The sequence below is a fragment of the Streptomyces sp. NPDC060232 genome (assembly GCF_042726555.1).
Lineage (GTDB): Bacteria > Actinomycetota > Actinomycetes > Streptomycetales > Streptomycetaceae > Streptomyces.
This window is the reverse complement of the sequence record NZ_JBHXAG010000016.1, coordinates 109,242-124,845: the sequence shown is the minus strand read 5'-3', so window position 1 is coordinate 124,845 and position 15,604 is coordinate 109,242. Positions and strand designations below refer to the sequence as shown.

Sequence of the window (15,604 nt, the reverse complement as noted above, 5' to 3'; positions counted from 1 at the left end):
GGTCGCGTGGGACAGGATCTGGTCCATGGACCTGCTGAACACCCTGGTGGACAAGGGGCTGCGGCGCGAGCTGCCGACCCGCGAAGAAGCGCTCGCCGTACTGGCGACTTCTGACGACGAACTGCTCGACGTGGTGGCCGCGGCCGGCAAGGTGCGCCGCCAGTGGTTCGGGCGTCGGGTCAAGCTGAACTACCTGGTCAACCTGAAGTCCGGCCTGTGCCCGGAGGACTGCTCCTACTGTTCCCAGCGCCTGGGCTCGAAGGCCGAGATCCTCAAGTACACCTGGCTCAAGCCGGAGGAGGCCTCCCAGGCCGCCGCCGCGGGCGTCGCGGGCGGGGCGAAGCGGGTCTGCCTGGTCGCCAGCGGCCGCGGTCCGACGGACCGGGACGTGGAGCGCGTCGGCAAGACGATCGAGGCCATCAAGGAGCAGAACGAGGGCATCGAGGTGTGCGCCTGCCTCGGCCTGCTGTCGGACGGCCAGGCGGAGAAGCTGCGCGAGGCGGGCGCCGACGCCTACAACCACAACCTGAACACCTCCGAGGCCACCTACGGCCAGATCACCAAGACCCACACCTACGCCGACCGCGTGGACACCGTGGAGAAGGCGCACGCGGCGGGCCTGTCGGCCTGCTCCGGCCTGATCGCGGGCATGGGCGAGACCGACGAGGACCTCGTCGACGTGGTCTTCTCGCTGCGCGAGCTGGACGCGGACTCGGTTCCGGTCAACTTCCTGATCCCCTTCGAGGGCACTCCGCTGGCCAAGGAGTGGAACCTCACCCCGCAGCGCTGCCTGCGGATCCTGGCGATGGCGCGGTTCGTCTGCCCCGACGTCGAGGTCCGGCTGGCGGGCGGGCGCGAGGTGCACCTGCGCTCGCTGCAGCCGCTGGCGCTGAACATCGTCAACTCGATCTTCCTGGGTGACTACCTCACCAGTGAGGGCCAGGCCGGCCAGGCGGACCTCGACATGATCGCGGACGCCGGTTTCGAGGTGGAGGGCGCCGGTACGACGACCCTCCCCGCGCACCGCTCCGACCTGGCGGACGCGGCCCCCTCGGGCGGCGGCTGCGGTTCGGGCGGCGGCGCCTCGCTGTGCGGTTCGGGCGAGGGCGCGGGCGCGGCTTCGGCCGGGGACGAGGCCACGGGCTGCGGCTCGGCGTGCGGCGGCTGTTCGGGCCACGCGCACGCCGAGGCCACGCCGGTGCCGGCGCAGCCGGCGCAGGCCGAGCCCGGTGCGCTCCGGTCGGATCTGGTGGCCGTGCGCCGCCGCGGCGCGGGGACGGACATCGCCCCCAATGCCTGATCAGCCCCACCCGCGGTCGGCCGGCGCGGACCTGCTCGCGCTGGACCGGCAGCACGTCTGGCACCCGTACGGCCCGATGCCCGGGCGGCAGGAGCCACTGGTCATCGACTCCGCTGCGGGGGTGCGGCTGAGGCTCGCCGACCCGTCCCAGGGCGAGGGCCACGACGAGCTGGTCGACGGCATGTCCTCCTGGTGGTCGGCCATCCACGGCTACAACCACCCGGTGCTCAACGAGGCCGTGACCGCGCAGCTCGGCCGAATGTCGCACGTGATGTTCGGCGGGCTCACCCATGAGCCCGCCGTCCGGCTCGCCGCGAAACTCGTCGAGATCACCCCGGCGGGGCTTGAGCACGTCTTCCTCTCCGACTCGGGTTCGGTCGCCGTCGAGGTCGCCGTCAAGATGTGCCTGCAGTACTGGCGTTCGCTCGGGCGCACGGGCAAGACCCGGCTGCTGACCTGGCGCGGCGGCTACCACGGGGACACCTGGCAGCCCATGGCCGTCTGCGACCCCGAGGGCGGCATGCACGAGCTGTGGCAGGGCCACCTGCCGCGGCAGGTCTTCGCGGACGCGCCGCCCGGCGGCTTCGACACGCCCGTGGATCCCGCGTACGCCGACCACCTGCGCGGCATGATCGCCGCGCACGCGGACGAGCTGGCCGCGGTGATCGTGGAGCCGGTGGTGCAGGGCGCGGGCGGCATGCGCTTCCACCACCCCGGCCACCTGCGGGTGCTGCGCGAGCTGTGCGACGAGTACGGCGTCCTGCTGATCCTGGACGAGATCGCCACGGGCTTCGGCCGCACCGGCGCGCTCTTCGCGGCCGACCACGCGGGGATCACCCCGGACGTGATGTGCCTGGGCAAGTCCCTGACCGGGGGCTACCTCACGCTGGCGGCGACCCTGTGCACGCAGCGGGTGGCCGACGGGATCTCCCGGGGCGAGGTCCCGGTGCTCGCGCACGGACCGACCTTCATGGGGAACCCGCTGGCCACGGCGGTGGCGCTGGCCTCCGTGGAGCTGCTGCTCGGCCAGGACTGGGCGGTGGAGGTCAAGCGGATCGAGTCGGGGCTGCGCGAGGGCCTGTCGGCGGCGGCCGGCATCCCCGGCGTGCGGGACGTACGGGTGCTCGGCGCCATCGGCGTGGTCCAGCTGGACCACGAGGTCGACGTGGCGGCGGCCACCCGGGCGGCGGTGCGCGAGGGCGTGTGGCTGAGACCCTTCCGGGACCTCATCTATGTCATGCCGCCGTTCGTCACGGGCGACGCGGACGTGAACCGTATCTGCCGCGCGGTGTGCGCGGCTGCCCAGGAAGGCTGAGCAGGCCAGATGTCCGTAGTGATGGTGTCCGGGACGGGCACGGAGATCGGCAAGACCGTGGTCACCGCGGCCGTCGCGGCGGCGGCCGTCGCGGCGGGCCGCTCGGTGGCGGTGCTCAAGCCGGCGCAGACCGGTGTCGGCCCGCAGGAGCCGGGGGACGCTGCGGAGGTGGTGCGGCTGGCGGGCCCCTCCGTGACCACGAGGGAACTGGCCCGCTATCCGGAGCCCTTGGCCCCGGACACGGCCGCCCGGCGCGCGGGGCTGCCGACGCTGGCCCCGGCGCAGATCGCGGAGGCCGCCCGGCGGCTGGCCGAGGACCACGATCTGGTCCTGGTGGAGGGTGCGGGCGGACTGCTCGTGCGGTTCGACGAGGCGGGCCACACGCTGGCCGACGCCGCGCGGCTGCTGGACGCCCCGACGCTGATCGTCGCCCCGGCGGGTCTGGGGACCCTCAACTCCACGACCCTCACGGCGGAGGCCCTGCGGGTCCGGGGACTGACCCCGCTGGGCGTGGTCGTCGGGAGCTGGCCGCACTCCCCGGACCTGGCGGCCCGCTGCAATCTGGCGGACCTCCCGAAGTCCTCGGGGCTGCCGCTCCTGGGCGCGGTCCCGGAGGGCTCGGGGACGCTGGCGCCGGAGCGCTTCCGCGCCGCGGCCGCCTCCTGGCTGGCGCCGTCCCTGTCGGGCACCTGGTCGGCGGAGTCCTTCCTCACCACCTGGTCCCCGCCGGCCTACACGACCGCCGGCGCCTGACACCGGGGGCGCGGGGCGGAGCCCCGCCACTCCAGCCCCTGCCACTCCGGCCCCGCACCTCCAGCCCCTGCCACTCCGGCCCCGCACCTCCAGCCCCGCCACTCCGGCCCCCGTCGGCGCTTGAGGTGCGGGGCCCGGGGCCGGAGCCCCGTGTCCCGCCTCACCCGCTCCCGCCGGGGCCGAAGCTCCGCCCCTCAGGAGCGCGGCACCGGCGGCGAGCCGATCCGCTTGACCCAGCGCGTCCACTGCTCCTGCGGTCCGTACCCGGCCGCCTCCCACGCCGGGTGCGCCCGCTCGTTGCGGTCGAGCACCATCGCGTCGGCCCGCCGCCCGCCCAGCGCGGCGAACCGCTCCTCGGCGGCGGCCAGCAGCGCCGTGCCTATCGCCCGCCGCCGGTGCCCGGGGTGCACGGCGAGCCGGTAGAGGTGGCAGCGCCAGCCGTCGAACCCGGCGATCACGGTCCCGACGAGTTCGCCGTCGCAGCGTGCGAGCAGCAGCGCCCGCGGGTCCCGCTCGTGGAGTCGCTCGACGCCCGCGAGGTCGTCGCTGATACTCGTCCCCTCCGCGGCGGTCTTCCAGAAGTCCAGTACGGCACTGAGGTCGTCGGCCGACGCGGGCCCGATGTGAAGATCGCCCATGTCCCGATCCCATCACCCGGCCGCGCTCCGCCCAACGGCCGATCCACCCGCTTTGCTCGTCCTTTACCATGTGGCCACTGTCCCTCTTGAGTGAAAGGTGTGTGAGCGTCCGCCCATGGGCGAGCCTCCCAGTCCACGACATCCCGCCTCACGACGTCCGCGTCCGCGACGGCCGCGTCCGCGACATCGCGCGCTCCCCCTCCTCCTGGCCGATCATGGGACGGAGGTGATCGACCGATGACCGAGGTCCTCCTGCTCGTCGTGGCACTGCTTCTCTGCCTTGCCTGCGGAGTCTTCGTCGCGGCCGAGTTCTCGCTCACGACCGTCGAGCGCAACGAGCTCGAGCGGGCGGTCGAGCGCGGTGAGCGCGGTGCCGACAGCGCCCTTGCGGCGGTCCGCACCCTCACCTTCCAGCTCTCCGGCGCCCAGCTCGGCATCACCGTGACCGGCCTGGTCATCGGCATGATCTCCAAGCCGTCGATCGCCGCCCTGCTCCAGGGGCCGTTCGACGCCATGGGCCTGTCGGCGAGCGCCGCGTCCTCCACCGCCCTGGTCCTCGGGACCGTGCTGTCCACCGTCGTCCTGATGGTCGTCGGCGAGCTGGTCCCGAAGAACTGGGCGATCTCCTCTCCGCTGGTGATCGCCAAGCGGGTGGCGACCTTCCAGCGGGTCTTCAGCCGGGCCTTCAGGCCGCTGATCAGCCATCTCAACACCACCGCGAACCACCTGGTGCGCCGCTTCGGCATGGAGCCGACCGAGGAGCTCGCCTCCGCGCGCACCCCGCAGGAGCTGGTCGCCCTGGCCCGGCACTCCGCCAAGGAGGGGGCCCTGGAGAAGGACACGGCCGAGCTGTTCGTCCGGACCCTGAACCTCGCCGACCTGACCGCGGAGAACGTGATGACCCCCCGCGTCCAGGTCACCGCCCTCGACGTGCAGACCACCGCCGAGGACGTGGCGAACGCGACGATGGCCACCGGCCTGTCCCGCTTCCCCGTCTACCGCGGAAGCCTCGACACCGTCGTCGGCACCGTCCACATCAAGGACGTGCTGGCGCTGCCCGCCGAGGAGCGGCGCCGCCGCCCGGTGTCGCAGCTCCTGCGCGAGCCCCTCCTCGTACCGGAGTCGCTGACCGTGGACCGGCTGCTGGACCGGCTGTCCGGCAAGCAGACCATGGCCGTGGTCATCGACGAGTACGGCGGCACGGCGGGTGTCGCCACCCTGGAGGACATCGTCGAGGAGGTCGTCGGCGAGGTGCGCGACGAGCACGACCCGCACGAGACCCCCGACCTCGCCCCGGCCGGTACGGACGACTCCGGACGGCAGCTCTACTCCGCCGACGGCGCCGCGCGCACCGACCAGCTCCGCCGGATCGGGCTGCGGGTGCCGGACGGCCCGTACGAGACCCTGGCCGGCCTGATAGCGGCCGAGCTGGGCCGGATCCCGGCCGTCGGCGACAGCCTGGAGCTGGACGGCTGGCGGCTGGACGTGGTGGACGACATCGGGCGCCGGGCGGCGCGGGTGCTGCTGCACGCGCCCGCCGGGTCCGCCGGGTCCGCCGACGGGACGGAGGACGCGCGATGACCGTGATCCAGCTGTTGATCGGCCTGGCGACCCTGGTCGTGAACGCCTTCTTCGTCGGCGCGGAGTTCGCACTGATCTCGGTCCGGCGCAGCCAGATCGAGCCGTACGCCGAGCAGGGCGACCGGCGGGGCCGAGCCGTCCTGTGGGGGCTGGAGCACGTGTCGGCGGTGATGGCGGCGGCGCAGCTCGGCATCACCCTGTGCACGCTGGTTCTGGGTGTGGTGGCCGAGCCGGCCATCGCCCATCTGCTGACACCGCTCTTCGACCTGGTCGGGGTGCCGTCCGGGCTGACGCACGCCGTCTCCTTCGTGGTGGCGCTGGCCCTGGCGACGTACCTGCACATGCTCTTCGGCGAGATGCTGCCGAAGAACGTGGCGCTGTCCGAGCCGGTGCGCACGGCACTGCTGCTGGGGCCGCCGCTGGTGACCCTCACCCGGGCGCTGCGGCCGGTGATCTTCACGATCAACGCCTTCGCCAACGTCCTGCTGCGGCTGCTGCGGGTGGAGGTGAAGGACGAGGTCGCGGCGACCTTCTCGGACGACGAGCTGGCCCGGATGGTGAAGGACTCCAGTGATGCCGGGCTCCTCGACGACCGGGCGAGCGAGCGCCTGCACGACGCCCTGGAGCTGGGCAGGCGGCCCGTGGCCGACGTGGTGCTGCCGGCGGAGCGGGTGATCTCGGCCCGTGAGGGCATCACTCCGGCCGGGCTGGAGCGGCTGTCCGCCGAGAGCGGGTACTCCCGCTTCCCGGTGGTCGACGCGCAGCACGGGATCCTGGGCTACCTGCATGTGAAGGACGCCCTGGACGCGGACGAGGAGTCGCGCGAGGAGCCGTTCCCGGCGTCGGCGCTGCGGCCGATCGCGCAGGTGCGGGCGGAGACGCCACTGGACGACGTGCTGACCGCGATGCGGCGCAGCCGCACCCACCTGGCGGCGGTCCTGGGGACCGAGGACGCCATGACGGGCCTGGTGACGATGGAGGACGTACTGCGGGAGCTGTTCGGAAGGCCGGCTTCCGCGTAACGCTCCGCCGGGCGCTTCGAGCGCTTCGAGGCGCGGTGCCCCGGCCCTGCCGGCAGGATCGGGGTACCGCGCGGTAACATCACTCCGCCATGGAGATGAATGCGCCTTACACCAGCTTCGTCGCGGTCGGCGACTCCTTCACCGAGGGAATGTCCGACCTCCTGCCCGACGGTTCCTACCGCGGCTGGGCCGACCTGCTGGCCGCCCGTCTCGCCGCGCACGAGCCGGGCTTCCGCTACGCCAACCTCGCGGTCCGCGGAAAGCTCATCGGGCAGATCGCGCAGGACCAGGTCCCCGCGGCGGCCGCGATGGGCGCCGACGTGGTCACTCTGGTGGGCGGGCTGAACGACGCGCTGCGCCCCAAGGTGGACATGGGCCGGGTCCGTGACCACCTGGAGGCGTCGGTGGAACTCCTCGCGCCCTCCTGCAGGAAGCTCGTCCTGATGCGCTCCCCCGGGCGCAACGGGCCGGTGATGGAACGCTTCCGTCCCCGCATGGAGCAGCTCTTCGCCACCATCGACGAGCTCGCCGCCCGGCACGGCGCGCTCGTGGTGGACCTCTACGGCGCTCCCGTCCTCGCGGACCCCCGGATGTGGGACGTCGACCGGCTGCACCTGACGCCCGAAGGCCACCGCCGGGTGGCGGAGGCCGTCTGGCAGACCCTGGGCCTGCCTTCGGAGCTGGACTGGCGCACCGAACTGCCTGTCGCAGAGCCGCCCGGCTGGACGGTACGCCGGTCGCAGGACCTGAGCTTCGCCCGGCAGCACCTGCTGCCCTGGATCGGCCGCCGTCTGACGGGCCGCTCCTCGGGGGACGGCCGCGCGGCCAAGCGCCCCGAACTGCAGCCGTACGGGGACGCCCCGCTCTCGTAGCAAGGCACAATCACGAGCGGTGGCCCGACCTGCGTAAACACACAGCGGCGGCCCAAGTAGAATCCCTACACGTGACTGCCAAGCCCCGCATCCCCAATGTCCTGGCCGGCCGCTACGCCTCCGCGGAGCTCGCCGTCCTGTGGTCCCCCGAGTACAAGGTGACGCTGGAGCGGCGGCTGTGGCTCGCCGTGCTGCGCGCCCAGAAGGACCTCGGTATCGAGGTCCCGGACGAGGCCCTCGCCGACTACGAGCGCGTCCTCGAATCGGTCGACCTCGCCTCCATCGCCGAGCGTGAGAAGGTCACCCGGCACGACGTGAAGGCCCGCATCGAGGAGTTCAACGACCTCGCCGGCCACGAGCATGTCCACAAGGGCATGACCTCCCGCGACCTGACCGAGAACGTCGAGCAGCTCCAGATCCGCCTCTCGCTGGAGCTGGCCCGCGACCGTACGGTCGCCGTGCTCACCCGCCTCGGCAAGCTGGCCGGCGAGCACGCCGAGCTGGTCATGGCCGGCCGCTCCCACAACGTGGCCGCGCAGGCCACCACCCTGGGCAAGCGCTTCGCCACCGCCGCCGACGAGCTGCTGGTGGCCTACGACCGCCTGGAGAACCTCCTCGACCGCTACCCGCTGCGCGGCATCAAGGGCCCCGTCGGCACCGCCCAGGACATGCTCGACCTGCTCGGAGGCGACGCCGCCAAGCTGGCCGACCTGGAGCAGCGGATCGCGACCCACCTCGGCTTCGCCCACGCCTTCACCTCGGTCGGCCAGGTCTACCCGCGCTCGCTCGACTACGACGTGGTCACCGCGCTGGTGCAGCTGGCCGCCGCCCCGTCCTCGATCGCCAAGACGATCCGCCTGATGGCCGGCCACGAGCTGGTCACCGAGGGCTTCAAGCCCGGCCAGGTCGGCTCGTCCGCGATGCCCCACAAGATGAACACCCGCTCCTGTGAGCGCGTGAACGGCCTGATGGTCATCCTGCGGGGCTACGCCTCGATGACCGGCGAACTGGCCGGCGACCAGTGGAACGAGGGCGACGTCTCCTGCTCCGTGGTCCGCCGTGTGGCCCTGCCGGACGCCTTCTTCGCCTTCGACGGCCTGCTGGAGACCTTCCTGACGGTCCTCGACGAGTTCGGCGCGTTCCCCGCGGTCGTCGCCCGCGAGCTGGACCGCTACCTGCCCTTCCTCGCGACGACCAAGGTCCTGATGGGCGCGGTGCGGGCCGGCGTGGGCCGCGAAGCCGCCCACGAGGTCATCAAGGAGCACGCGGTCGCCTCCGCGCTCGCCATGCGCGAGCAGGGCGCCGAGCGCAACGAGCTGCTGGACAAGCTGGCCGCCGACGAGCGGATGCCGCTGGACCGGGCGCAGCTCGACGCGCTGATGGCGGACAAGCTGTCCTTCACCGGCGCCGCGGGCGACCAGGTCGGGGCGGTGGTCTCCCGTATCGAGGCGATCGCCAAGCAGCACCCCGAGGCCGCCGGATACGCGCCGGGGTCAATCCTCTGACCCCCGAAGAGCTGGCTGCCGCCCGCGACCGCGTCCTCCCGGACGTGGTCGCGGGCGGTCTGCGTGTGCTGTTCTGCGGCATCAACCCCGGTCTCCTCTCCGCCGCGACGGGCCACCACTTCGCCCGCCCCGGCAACCGCTTCTGGCCGGTCCTGCACCTCTCGGGCTTCACCCCGCGCCGCCTTGCGCCCGCGGAGCAGGAGGAACTCCTGGCCTACCGCCTCGGCATCACCAACGTCGTGGCCCGCGCCACGGCCCGCGCGGACGAGCTGAGCGCCGAGGAGTTCCGCGAGGGAGGCCGCATCCTGACGGCCAAGGTGGAACTGCTGCGCCCCCAGTGGCTGGCCGTCGTCGGAGTCACGGCCTACCGCACGGCCTTCGGCGAGCGGAAGGCGCAGATCGGCCCCCAGGAGCGCACCATCGGCTCCACTCGCATCTGGGCCCTCCCCAACCCCAGCGGCCTCAACGCCCACTGGACCGCCGAGTCCATGGCCCAGGAGTACGCCCGCCTCCGCCAGGCCGCGGCTCCCTCGGCCTGACGACCCCGGGAGCCGAGTTCACTCCGGCCATCCGACCTGCTCGCTCTCGACCTGATACCCCTCGGGGACTCGTCCTCGTAGAACCTGAGGAACCCGACCCCGACCGCGCCGTCCCCGCGGCAGTGCGTCTCGTCAGCCCTTGCGGCCAACCAGCTCGGTGTCCAGGTCCTGCCAGGAGCGACGGCGAGCACTTCGGCGAAGGCCTGACCCTGCGACGGTGCGAGACCGCGCCTCGGTCCGCGAGACTGTGGGCGGCCGTGACGGCTGGTCAGCCTGGTCCACCTGCGCGCGGCCGACGGAACCGGCTGCGGATCGACGGAGCCGAGACCCAGGTCCCCCGGCCCGGGGTCAACCCGGCCCGGACCACGGACCTTCGTCGGCGACGGCCGTGGCCACCTGCTGTGGTGCGGCGCGAGCACCCAAGGGCGACGCAGCGCTCGGAGTTCGACCGCAATCGGTGTTATGGCTCCGCCCGTGCACAACGCCCTGGTGTATCGCTGTTCAGGGCGGGTCGACGACGGTGACCGCTGCTGTCAGTACGTAGGGGTCCTCGCTGTCTCGTTGTGTCACGCAGGCCACCAGCCAGCGCTCTCCGGCCTGCCAGAGCTGGACGTGGTCGGTGCTGGTGCTCAGGTCGGTCCATGGCTGCGGTATCTCCTCCCCCTCGAACACGCGGTCCCTCAGCGTCCCCAAGCTGAAGATCTGCGGGTCTCCCCACCGGTCGGTCGCGGCCTGGGTGAGCGCCCCGTACTCCGCGCTGACCTGGTCGGCGGCCTCGATGCGGCCCGAGCCGTCGTCCCAGAAGTGCGGTGTCCGGGAGAGCTGCGCCAGGTGGAAGCCCGGACCGCTGCTGCTGTCGACGGTGCGGACCGGCTCCTGGGGGAACTCCTTCGTCAGGAGCCGGTCGATCGTGTCGAGGTGCTCTGCCGTGGTCATGCCGCCAGTATCCCGAGCAGCACTGACAACTGGCCTGACGTCACGCGTCCCTGCGGCGCACCGCCGCCCAACCGGCGAAGACGGCGGCACCCGCCCACAGGGCCATCACGCCGAGACCGGTCCAGGGGCCGAGGTCGCCCTCCATCCGGGAGTGCAGCACCAACTGCCCGGCGCGGTCCGGCAGGAACTGGGCCGCGCCGCCCGCGGCCTCGCCGATGACGAAGGACACCAGCAGGACGAAGGGTATGAGCAGGCTCAGCACGACCGTCCCGCTGCGCAGTACGGCGGTCAGCCCGGCTGCGGACAACGCCGTCAGCGTGAGGTAGAGGCCGCTGCCGACGACGGCGCGGTAGGTGCCCGGGTGGCCGAGCTCCAGGGCGTACGGCCCCATGAACGCCTGCCCTGCCACGAACGTGGCCAGCCCGGTGACCTGACCTGTCAGCAGGGCCAGGACGCCCACTGTCGCGATCTTCGACAGGTAGAAGCGGGTGCGGTTCGGCACCGCCGCCAGGGAGGTGCGCAGAGCGCCGTTGTGGAACTCGCTGGACACGGCGCCGGCGCCGAAGACCATCGCGGCGATCTGGCCGAAGGAGATGCCGTAGTAGGCGGCGAAGAGCGGATCGGAACCCATGCTGCCCTCCTCGGCCTGACCGATCGCCGCGGCCGTCAGCGCCTGGATGCCGGCGGTGGCGGCGAGGACGGCTATCAGCCCGCCGAGGGTGCCGCGCAGGGACCGTATCTTGATCCATTCCGAGTGCAGGGTGGGGACGGTGGGCAGAGCGGCGCGCATGGCGGTGCCTCCTGAGGGCTCGGGAGAGTCAGTGGGTTGCGGTGAACTGCGCGTGATCGGCGGTGAGATCGAGGTAGGCCTGCTCCAGTGAGGCGCGCTCGTCCGACAGTTCCAGTACGGGGATGCCCTCACGGGCGGCCAGGTTGCCGAGCTGCTCGGCCTGTATGCCCTCCACGGTCCATCGCCCGTAGTCGGCTTCGTCCAGGTCGAAGCCGTCCCGGGCCAGGGCGGCCCGCAGTCGGGTCGGATCGGAGGTGCGCAGGCGCACCCTCCGGGTGCTGCGGGCGTCGATGAACTCCGCCATCGACGTGTCGGCCAGCAGCTTGCCGTTGCCGAGGACGACCAGGTGGTCGGCGAACGCGGAGGTCTCCGACATCAGGTGGCTGGAGACCAGCACGGTGCGTCCTTCGGCGGCGAGTCCGCGCATCAACTCGCGTATCCAGATGATGCCCTCGGGGTCGAGCCCGTTGGTCGGCTCGTCCAGCAGGAGCACCCCGGGATCGCCCAGCAGCGCGGCGGCTATGCCGAGGCGCTGGCGCATGCCGAGTGAGAAGGACTTGATCCGCCGCCGGGCCACGGAGGCTATGCCGGCCTGCTCCAGGACCTCGTCGACCCGGCGTACCGGGATGCGGCCGGCGGCGGCCAGGAAGCGGAGGTGGTCGCGGGCGGTGCGCCCGCCGTGCGCCGACTGTGCGTCCAGGAGGGCGCCGACCCGGTGGAGCGGGTCCGGCAGGTCGAGGTAGCGCCGGCCGCCGATGGTGGCCGTGCCGGAGGTAGCCCGGTCCAGGCCCAGCAGCAGGCGCATGGTGGTGGACTTCCCGGCGCCGTTGGGGCCAAGGAATCCGGTGACCCGCCCGGGCGGGACATCGAAGGTGAGGCCGTCCACCGCACGGTGGGAGCCGTATGCCTTGGTCAGTTCTCGGATCTCGATGCTGTTCATGGCTCAAGATTCGCCGCCCGCCCCACCCTCCTCCCTCCCCCATGCGAGGGTGCCGTCTCCCCCACATGGGGGAGACGGCACCCAGCGGCGCGCTGCGACCATGGGGGCATGTACCGACTGCTGCGGGCCCCGTTCCGACCAGTGACGTATTCGCGCTGGTTGCACCTCTGCGTGCCGCTGCTGTTGCTGGCCATATGGATGTTCGTGGTTCCCGAGTGGCCGTGGGGACCGATGCTGCTCGTCCTCCCCTTCGGGCTGGTGCCCTGGGTGCGGCTCGCGGAAGGGCTCCAGGCGCAGTTCCTGCTCACGCCGAACGACCACGGCTCGGCCGAGGGCGCCATAAGCCTGGCGCCGTCGGCGCATTGGGGCGACCGCTGGCGGACGGTGCTGTGGCTGGAGACACGGATGGTCATCGCGATCGGAGCGGTGGCCGCCACCGTCTGGATGCCGGCGATGACCGTCGAACTCATCGCGACGGCGCTCGGCCATTCCCTCGATCCCGACCCCCTGGCGCCGTTCATACCGGAGCGCCGTTGGGTCGCCGCACTGTTGGCGCCCGTTCCGCTCGTCGTCCTCATGGTCGTCGTGGTCCTGCTCGGCGAACTGATCACGGCTGCCGCCACACGGTTGCTCAGTCCTTCGGCGGCCGAGCGGCTGAGCGCGCTGGAGGAGCGGACGGAGCAGCTGCTGGAGCGGACACGGATCGCACGGGAGTTGCACGATTCGATCGGGCACGCGCTGACCGTGGCCGTCGTGCAGGCGGGGGCGGCGCGTGCGGCGGGCGATCCCACCTTCACCGACCGGGCGTTGTGCGCCATCGAGGAGACGGGCAGAGCCGCGCTGGAGGACCTGGAACGGGTGCTCGGCGTGCTGCGGGAGTCGGGGCAGCCGCCTTCGCAGCGGCCGACACTGGCGGAGGCCGACCGGCTGCTGGAGTCGGCCCGGGCGTCCGGCTCCGAGGTGGACGCTCAACTGATGGGGCCACTGGCGAAGTTGCCGGGACCGGTCACCCGGGAGGGGTACCGGATCCTGCAGGAGGCGCTCACCAACGTGCTGCGCCACTGCGGGCCCGTACCGGTCCGGGTGCGGGTGGAGATGGCCGAGGGCCGGCTGGATCTGGAGGTGACGAACGCCCTGCCGGACCGCCCCGGCGTGACGTTCAGCGGCGGAAGCGGACTGCGCGGGATACGCGAACGGGCCGCGCTGCTCGGCGGGGAGGCCGAGACCGGGCTGCACGAGGGAGGCTGGAGGGTGCGCGCACGGCTTCCGCTGGAGCGAATACGCTGACGGGATGCCGGTTACCGTACTGCTCGTCGACGACGAACCCCTGGTCCGCGCGGGTCTGCGCGCCGTCCTGGACGCCCAGCCCGACATCGAGGTGGTGGGTGAGGCGGCCGACGGCGCCGCCGTGATCCCGCTCGTACGGCAGCTGCGGCCGGACGTCGTGGCCATGGACGTGCGGATGCCGCTGCTCGACGGGATCGAGGCGACCCGTGCGGTGCTGCGGACCGTGGATTCCCCGCCGAAGATCCTCGTGGTGACCACCTTCGAGAACGACGAGTACGTCTACCAGGCGCTGCGGGCCGGAGCGGACGGGTTCCTCCTGAAGCGGGCCAAACCTTCGGAGATCGTGCACGCCGTACGGCTGGTGGCGGAGGGCGAGACGCTGCTCTTCCCGGCGGCCGTACGGGCCCTGGCCGCGGAGTACGGCAACCGGCAGGCGCGGGCGGTACTGGAGCGGGCCGCCCTGACCGAGCGGGAGGAGGCGGTCCTGCGGCTCATGGCGCGCGGAATCACCAATGTGGAGATCGCGTCCGAGCTGATCGTCGGGACGGAGACAGTCAAGTCCCACGTCAGCGCCATCCTGGCGAAGCTGGGAGCGCGGGACCGCACCCAGGCGGTGATCACGGCGTACGAGTCGGGCTTCGTCTCACCCGCCTGACAGGAAGGCCGGCTCCGGCCGATGGGGGGCTGCTTCTCGCAGCCGCACCCGACGCGCAGTACGATCCGGCTGACAAGCTCGCTAGCTGGGAGGACACACGTTGGGGCAGCTGACCGGCGGGGACCCCTCTCTGCTCCGGCGGATCAATTCCGCGGTGGTGCTGCGAGCACTGCGGACGGCCGGGTCGCCGACCCTCACCGACCTCACACGGCTGACCGGGCTCTCCCGGCCGACCGTCGAGGGGGTCGTGGAGGGATTGATCGGGACCGGGCTCGTCGTCGAGGCCGAGGCCGAGGAGGGCGCGCGGCGCCAGGGACGGCCGGCGAGACGGTTCCGGTTCCGGGCCGAGGCCGGGCACCTGCTCGGCATCGAGATCGGCTCGCACCGGATCGCGGTGCTGCTGTCCGGGCTGGACGGACGCATCATCGGCGCCGGCACCAAGGAGGTCGCCGAGACGGCCTCCGCCGACGAACGGCTGGAGCGGGTACGCGCGGCCGTGGCCGATCTGCTGCGCCGCGCCGGCGTGCCGCGGGACTCCCTGCGCGCGGTCGGGGTAGGCAGCCCCGGCATCGTGGAGGCGGACGGCACGGTACGCCTCGGCACCGCCCTGCCCGGCTGGACCGGGCTGCCGCTCGGGGACCGGCTGCGGCGCTCGTTCCGCTGCCCGGTGCAGGTGGAGAACGACGCCAACGCGGCGGCGGTCGCCGAGCACTGGAAGGGGGCCGCGCGGGACACCGGAGACATGGTGTTCGTGATGGCGGGGCTCAGTCCCGGCGCGGGCTCGCTCATCGGCGGCCGACTGCACCGGGGGTTCGGCGGGGCGGCCGGGGAGATCGGCGCCCTGCACCTGCTGGGCCGCGAGGCGACGCCCGAGCGGCTGCTGTCGACCACGGGCGAGCCTCTGCACCCGCTGGACGAGCCGGCCGTCGCCGAGGTCTTCGCGAAGGCCAGGCAGGGCGACGAGCGGGCGGTCGCCGCCGTCGAGCGGTTCCTGCAGCGTCTGGTGCACGACGTGGCGGCGCTGGTCCTGGCGATGGATCCGGAGCTGGTGGTCGTCGGCGGCTGGGCGGCCGGCCTGGACGGCGTCCTGGAACCCCTGCGCCGGGAGCTGGAGCGGTACTGCCTGCGCCCGCCGCGGGTGGCCCTGTCACTGCTCGGCGAGGCCGCGGTGGCGACCGGTGCCCTCCGGCTCGCACTCGACCATGTCGAGGAGGAGCTCTTCGCGGTGGAGAAGACGGTCACGGCCCGCCGCCGCTGACACCACGCGCAGCCCGGCCCGGCCGGGCACCCATGGCGCAGCCCGGAGCCCGATCCGGTAGCACCCCGGGGCCCAGCGGCCCGTGGCCAGGCACCCCACGCCCCCTCGGCCTCGACAGCCCTTTGACCCCCACGGCCCCCGCCCCTGGAAAAGCCGGACGGCCGGGGGGGCGGCCCGGGGGGGGGGGCCGCGCCCGGCCCGGCCGCGCGGGCG

At 72.8% G+C, this 15,604-nt stretch carries 15 protein-coding genes; 11 read left to right on the top strand and 4 right to left on the bottom strand.

Annotation, left to right across the window (positions count from 1 at the left end):
- Nucleotides 1–25: 25 nt before the first annotated feature.
- Genes bioB through bioD form a run of 3 tightly spaced genes read left to right on the top strand, consistent with a single transcriptional unit; the run spans nt 26 to nt 3,368 of the window.
- On the top strand, nt 26–1,300 hold the full coding sequence (bioB, locus tag ACFWFZ_RS23150; protein ID WP_387124692.1) for a biotin synthase BioB: 1,275 nt from the start codon (nt 26–28) through the stop codon (nt 1,298–1,300).
- Entirely contained in the window at nt 1,293–2,615 is a 1,323-nt protein-coding gene (locus ACFWFZ_RS23145) for an adenosylmethionine--8-amino-7-oxononanoate transaminase (RefSeq protein ID WP_387124691.1), read from the top strand. The genes bioB and ACFWFZ_RS23145 overlap by 8 nt, the downstream gene beginning before the upstream one ends.
- A 9-nt stretch (nt 2,616–2,624) precedes the next feature.
- The gene (bioD, locus tag ACFWFZ_RS23140) at nt 2,625–3,368 is read left to right on the top strand and encodes a dethiobiotin synthase (protein WP_387124690.1); all 744 of its coding nucleotides are present in this window, start codon (nt 2,625–2,627) and stop codon (nt 3,366–3,368) included.
- A gap of 194 nt (nt 3,369–3,562) precedes the next feature.
- Here bioD and ACFWFZ_RS23135 read toward each other — a convergent pair whose 3' ends face one another.
- Nucleotides 3,563–4,006: a GNAT family N-acetyltransferase gene (locus ACFWFZ_RS23135; protein WP_387124689.1), complete on the bottom strand. Its 444-nt coding sequence runs from the start codon at nt 4,004–4,006 to the stop codon at nt 3,563–3,565.
- A 237-nt stretch (nt 4,007–4,243) separates the two neighbouring features.
- On the opposite strand from ACFWFZ_RS23135, the gene ACFWFZ_RS23130 reads away from it, so the two are divergent.
- The 5 genes from ACFWFZ_RS23130 (at nt 4,244) to mug (ending at nt 9,525) form a co-directional block, all read left to right on the top strand.
- Nucleotides 4,244–5,587 (top strand): hemolysin family protein, encoded by a 1,344-nt coding sequence (locus ACFWFZ_RS23130; RefSeq protein ID WP_387124688.1) that lies wholly within the window; start codon nt 4,244–4,246, stop codon nt 5,585–5,587.
- On the top strand, nt 5,584–6,609 hold the full coding sequence (locus tag ACFWFZ_RS23125) for a hemolysin family protein (protein WP_387124687.1): 1,026 nt from the start codon (nt 5,584–5,586) through the stop codon (nt 6,607–6,609). Before ACFWFZ_RS23130 ends, ACFWFZ_RS23125 begins: the two co-directional genes overlap by 4 nt.
- Nucleotides 6,610–6,698: 89 nt before the next feature.
- Complete coding sequence (locus ACFWFZ_RS23120) at nt 6,699–7,481, top strand: SGNH/GDSL hydrolase family protein (RefSeq protein WP_387124686.1); 783 nt, start codon at nt 6,699–6,701, stop codon at nt 7,479–7,481.
- A gap of 71 nt (nt 7,482–7,552) precedes the next feature.
- Nucleotides 7,553–8,986 (top strand): adenylosuccinate lyase, encoded by a 1,434-nt coding sequence (purB, locus tag ACFWFZ_RS23115; protein WP_387124685.1) that lies wholly within the window; start codon nt 7,553–7,555, stop codon nt 8,984–8,986.
- Nucleotides 8,983–9,525: a G/U mismatch-specific DNA glycosylase gene (gene mug, locus ACFWFZ_RS23110; protein ID WP_387124740.1), complete on the top strand. Its 543-nt coding sequence runs from the start codon at nt 8,983–8,985 to the stop codon at nt 9,523–9,525. Before purB ends, mug begins: the two co-directional genes overlap by 4 nt.
- A 501-nt stretch (nt 9,526–10,026) precedes the next feature.
- Here the strand turns inward: mug and ACFWFZ_RS23105 are convergent.
- The 3 genes from ACFWFZ_RS23105 to ACFWFZ_RS23095 are packed head-to-tail and all read right to left on the bottom strand — an operon-like array spanning nt 10,027 to nt 12,191.
- Nucleotides 10,027–10,461 carry a hypothetical protein gene (locus ACFWFZ_RS23105; protein ID WP_387124684.1) on the bottom strand — a complete coding sequence of 145 codons (435 nt, stop codon included), beginning with the start codon at nt 10,459–10,461 and terminating at the stop codon, nt 10,027–10,029.
- A gap of 40 nt (nt 10,462–10,501) precedes the next feature.
- The gene (locus tag ACFWFZ_RS23100) at nt 10,502–11,251 is read right to left on the bottom strand and encodes an ABC transporter permease (RefSeq protein ID WP_387124683.1); all 750 of its coding nucleotides are present in this window, start codon (nt 11,249–11,251) and stop codon (nt 10,502–10,504) included.
- A 28-nt stretch (nt 11,252–11,279) separates the two neighbouring features.
- The gene (locus ACFWFZ_RS23095) at nt 11,280–12,191 is read right to left on the bottom strand and encodes an ABC transporter ATP-binding protein (RefSeq protein ID WP_387124682.1); all 912 of its coding nucleotides are present in this window, start codon (nt 12,189–12,191) and stop codon (nt 11,280–11,282) included.
- A gap of 108 nt (nt 12,192–12,299) precedes the next feature.
- Here ACFWFZ_RS23095 and ACFWFZ_RS23090 point away from each other — a divergent pair, with 108 nt between their 5' ends.
- The 3 genes from ACFWFZ_RS23090 (at nt 12,300) to ACFWFZ_RS23080 (ending at nt 15,391) form a co-directional block, all read left to right on the top strand.
- Nucleotides 12,300–13,478 carry a sensor histidine kinase gene (locus tag ACFWFZ_RS23090; protein WP_387124680.1) on the top strand — a complete coding sequence of 393 codons (1,179 nt, stop codon included), beginning with the start codon at nt 12,300–12,302 and terminating at the stop codon, nt 13,476–13,478.
- A 4-nt stretch (nt 13,479–13,482) separates the two neighbouring features.
- Nucleotides 13,483–14,133, top strand: a complete 651-nt coding sequence (locus ACFWFZ_RS23085; protein WP_387124679.1) for a response regulator — start codon at nt 13,483–13,485, stop codon at nt 14,131–14,133.
- A 100-nt stretch (nt 14,134–14,233) separates the two neighbouring features.
- Nucleotides 14,234–15,391: an ROK family transcriptional regulator gene (locus ACFWFZ_RS23080; RefSeq protein WP_387124678.1), complete on the top strand. Its 1,158-nt coding sequence runs from the start codon at nt 14,234–14,236 to the stop codon at nt 15,389–15,391.
- The last annotated feature ends 213 nt before the right edge of the window (nt 15,392–15,604 follow it).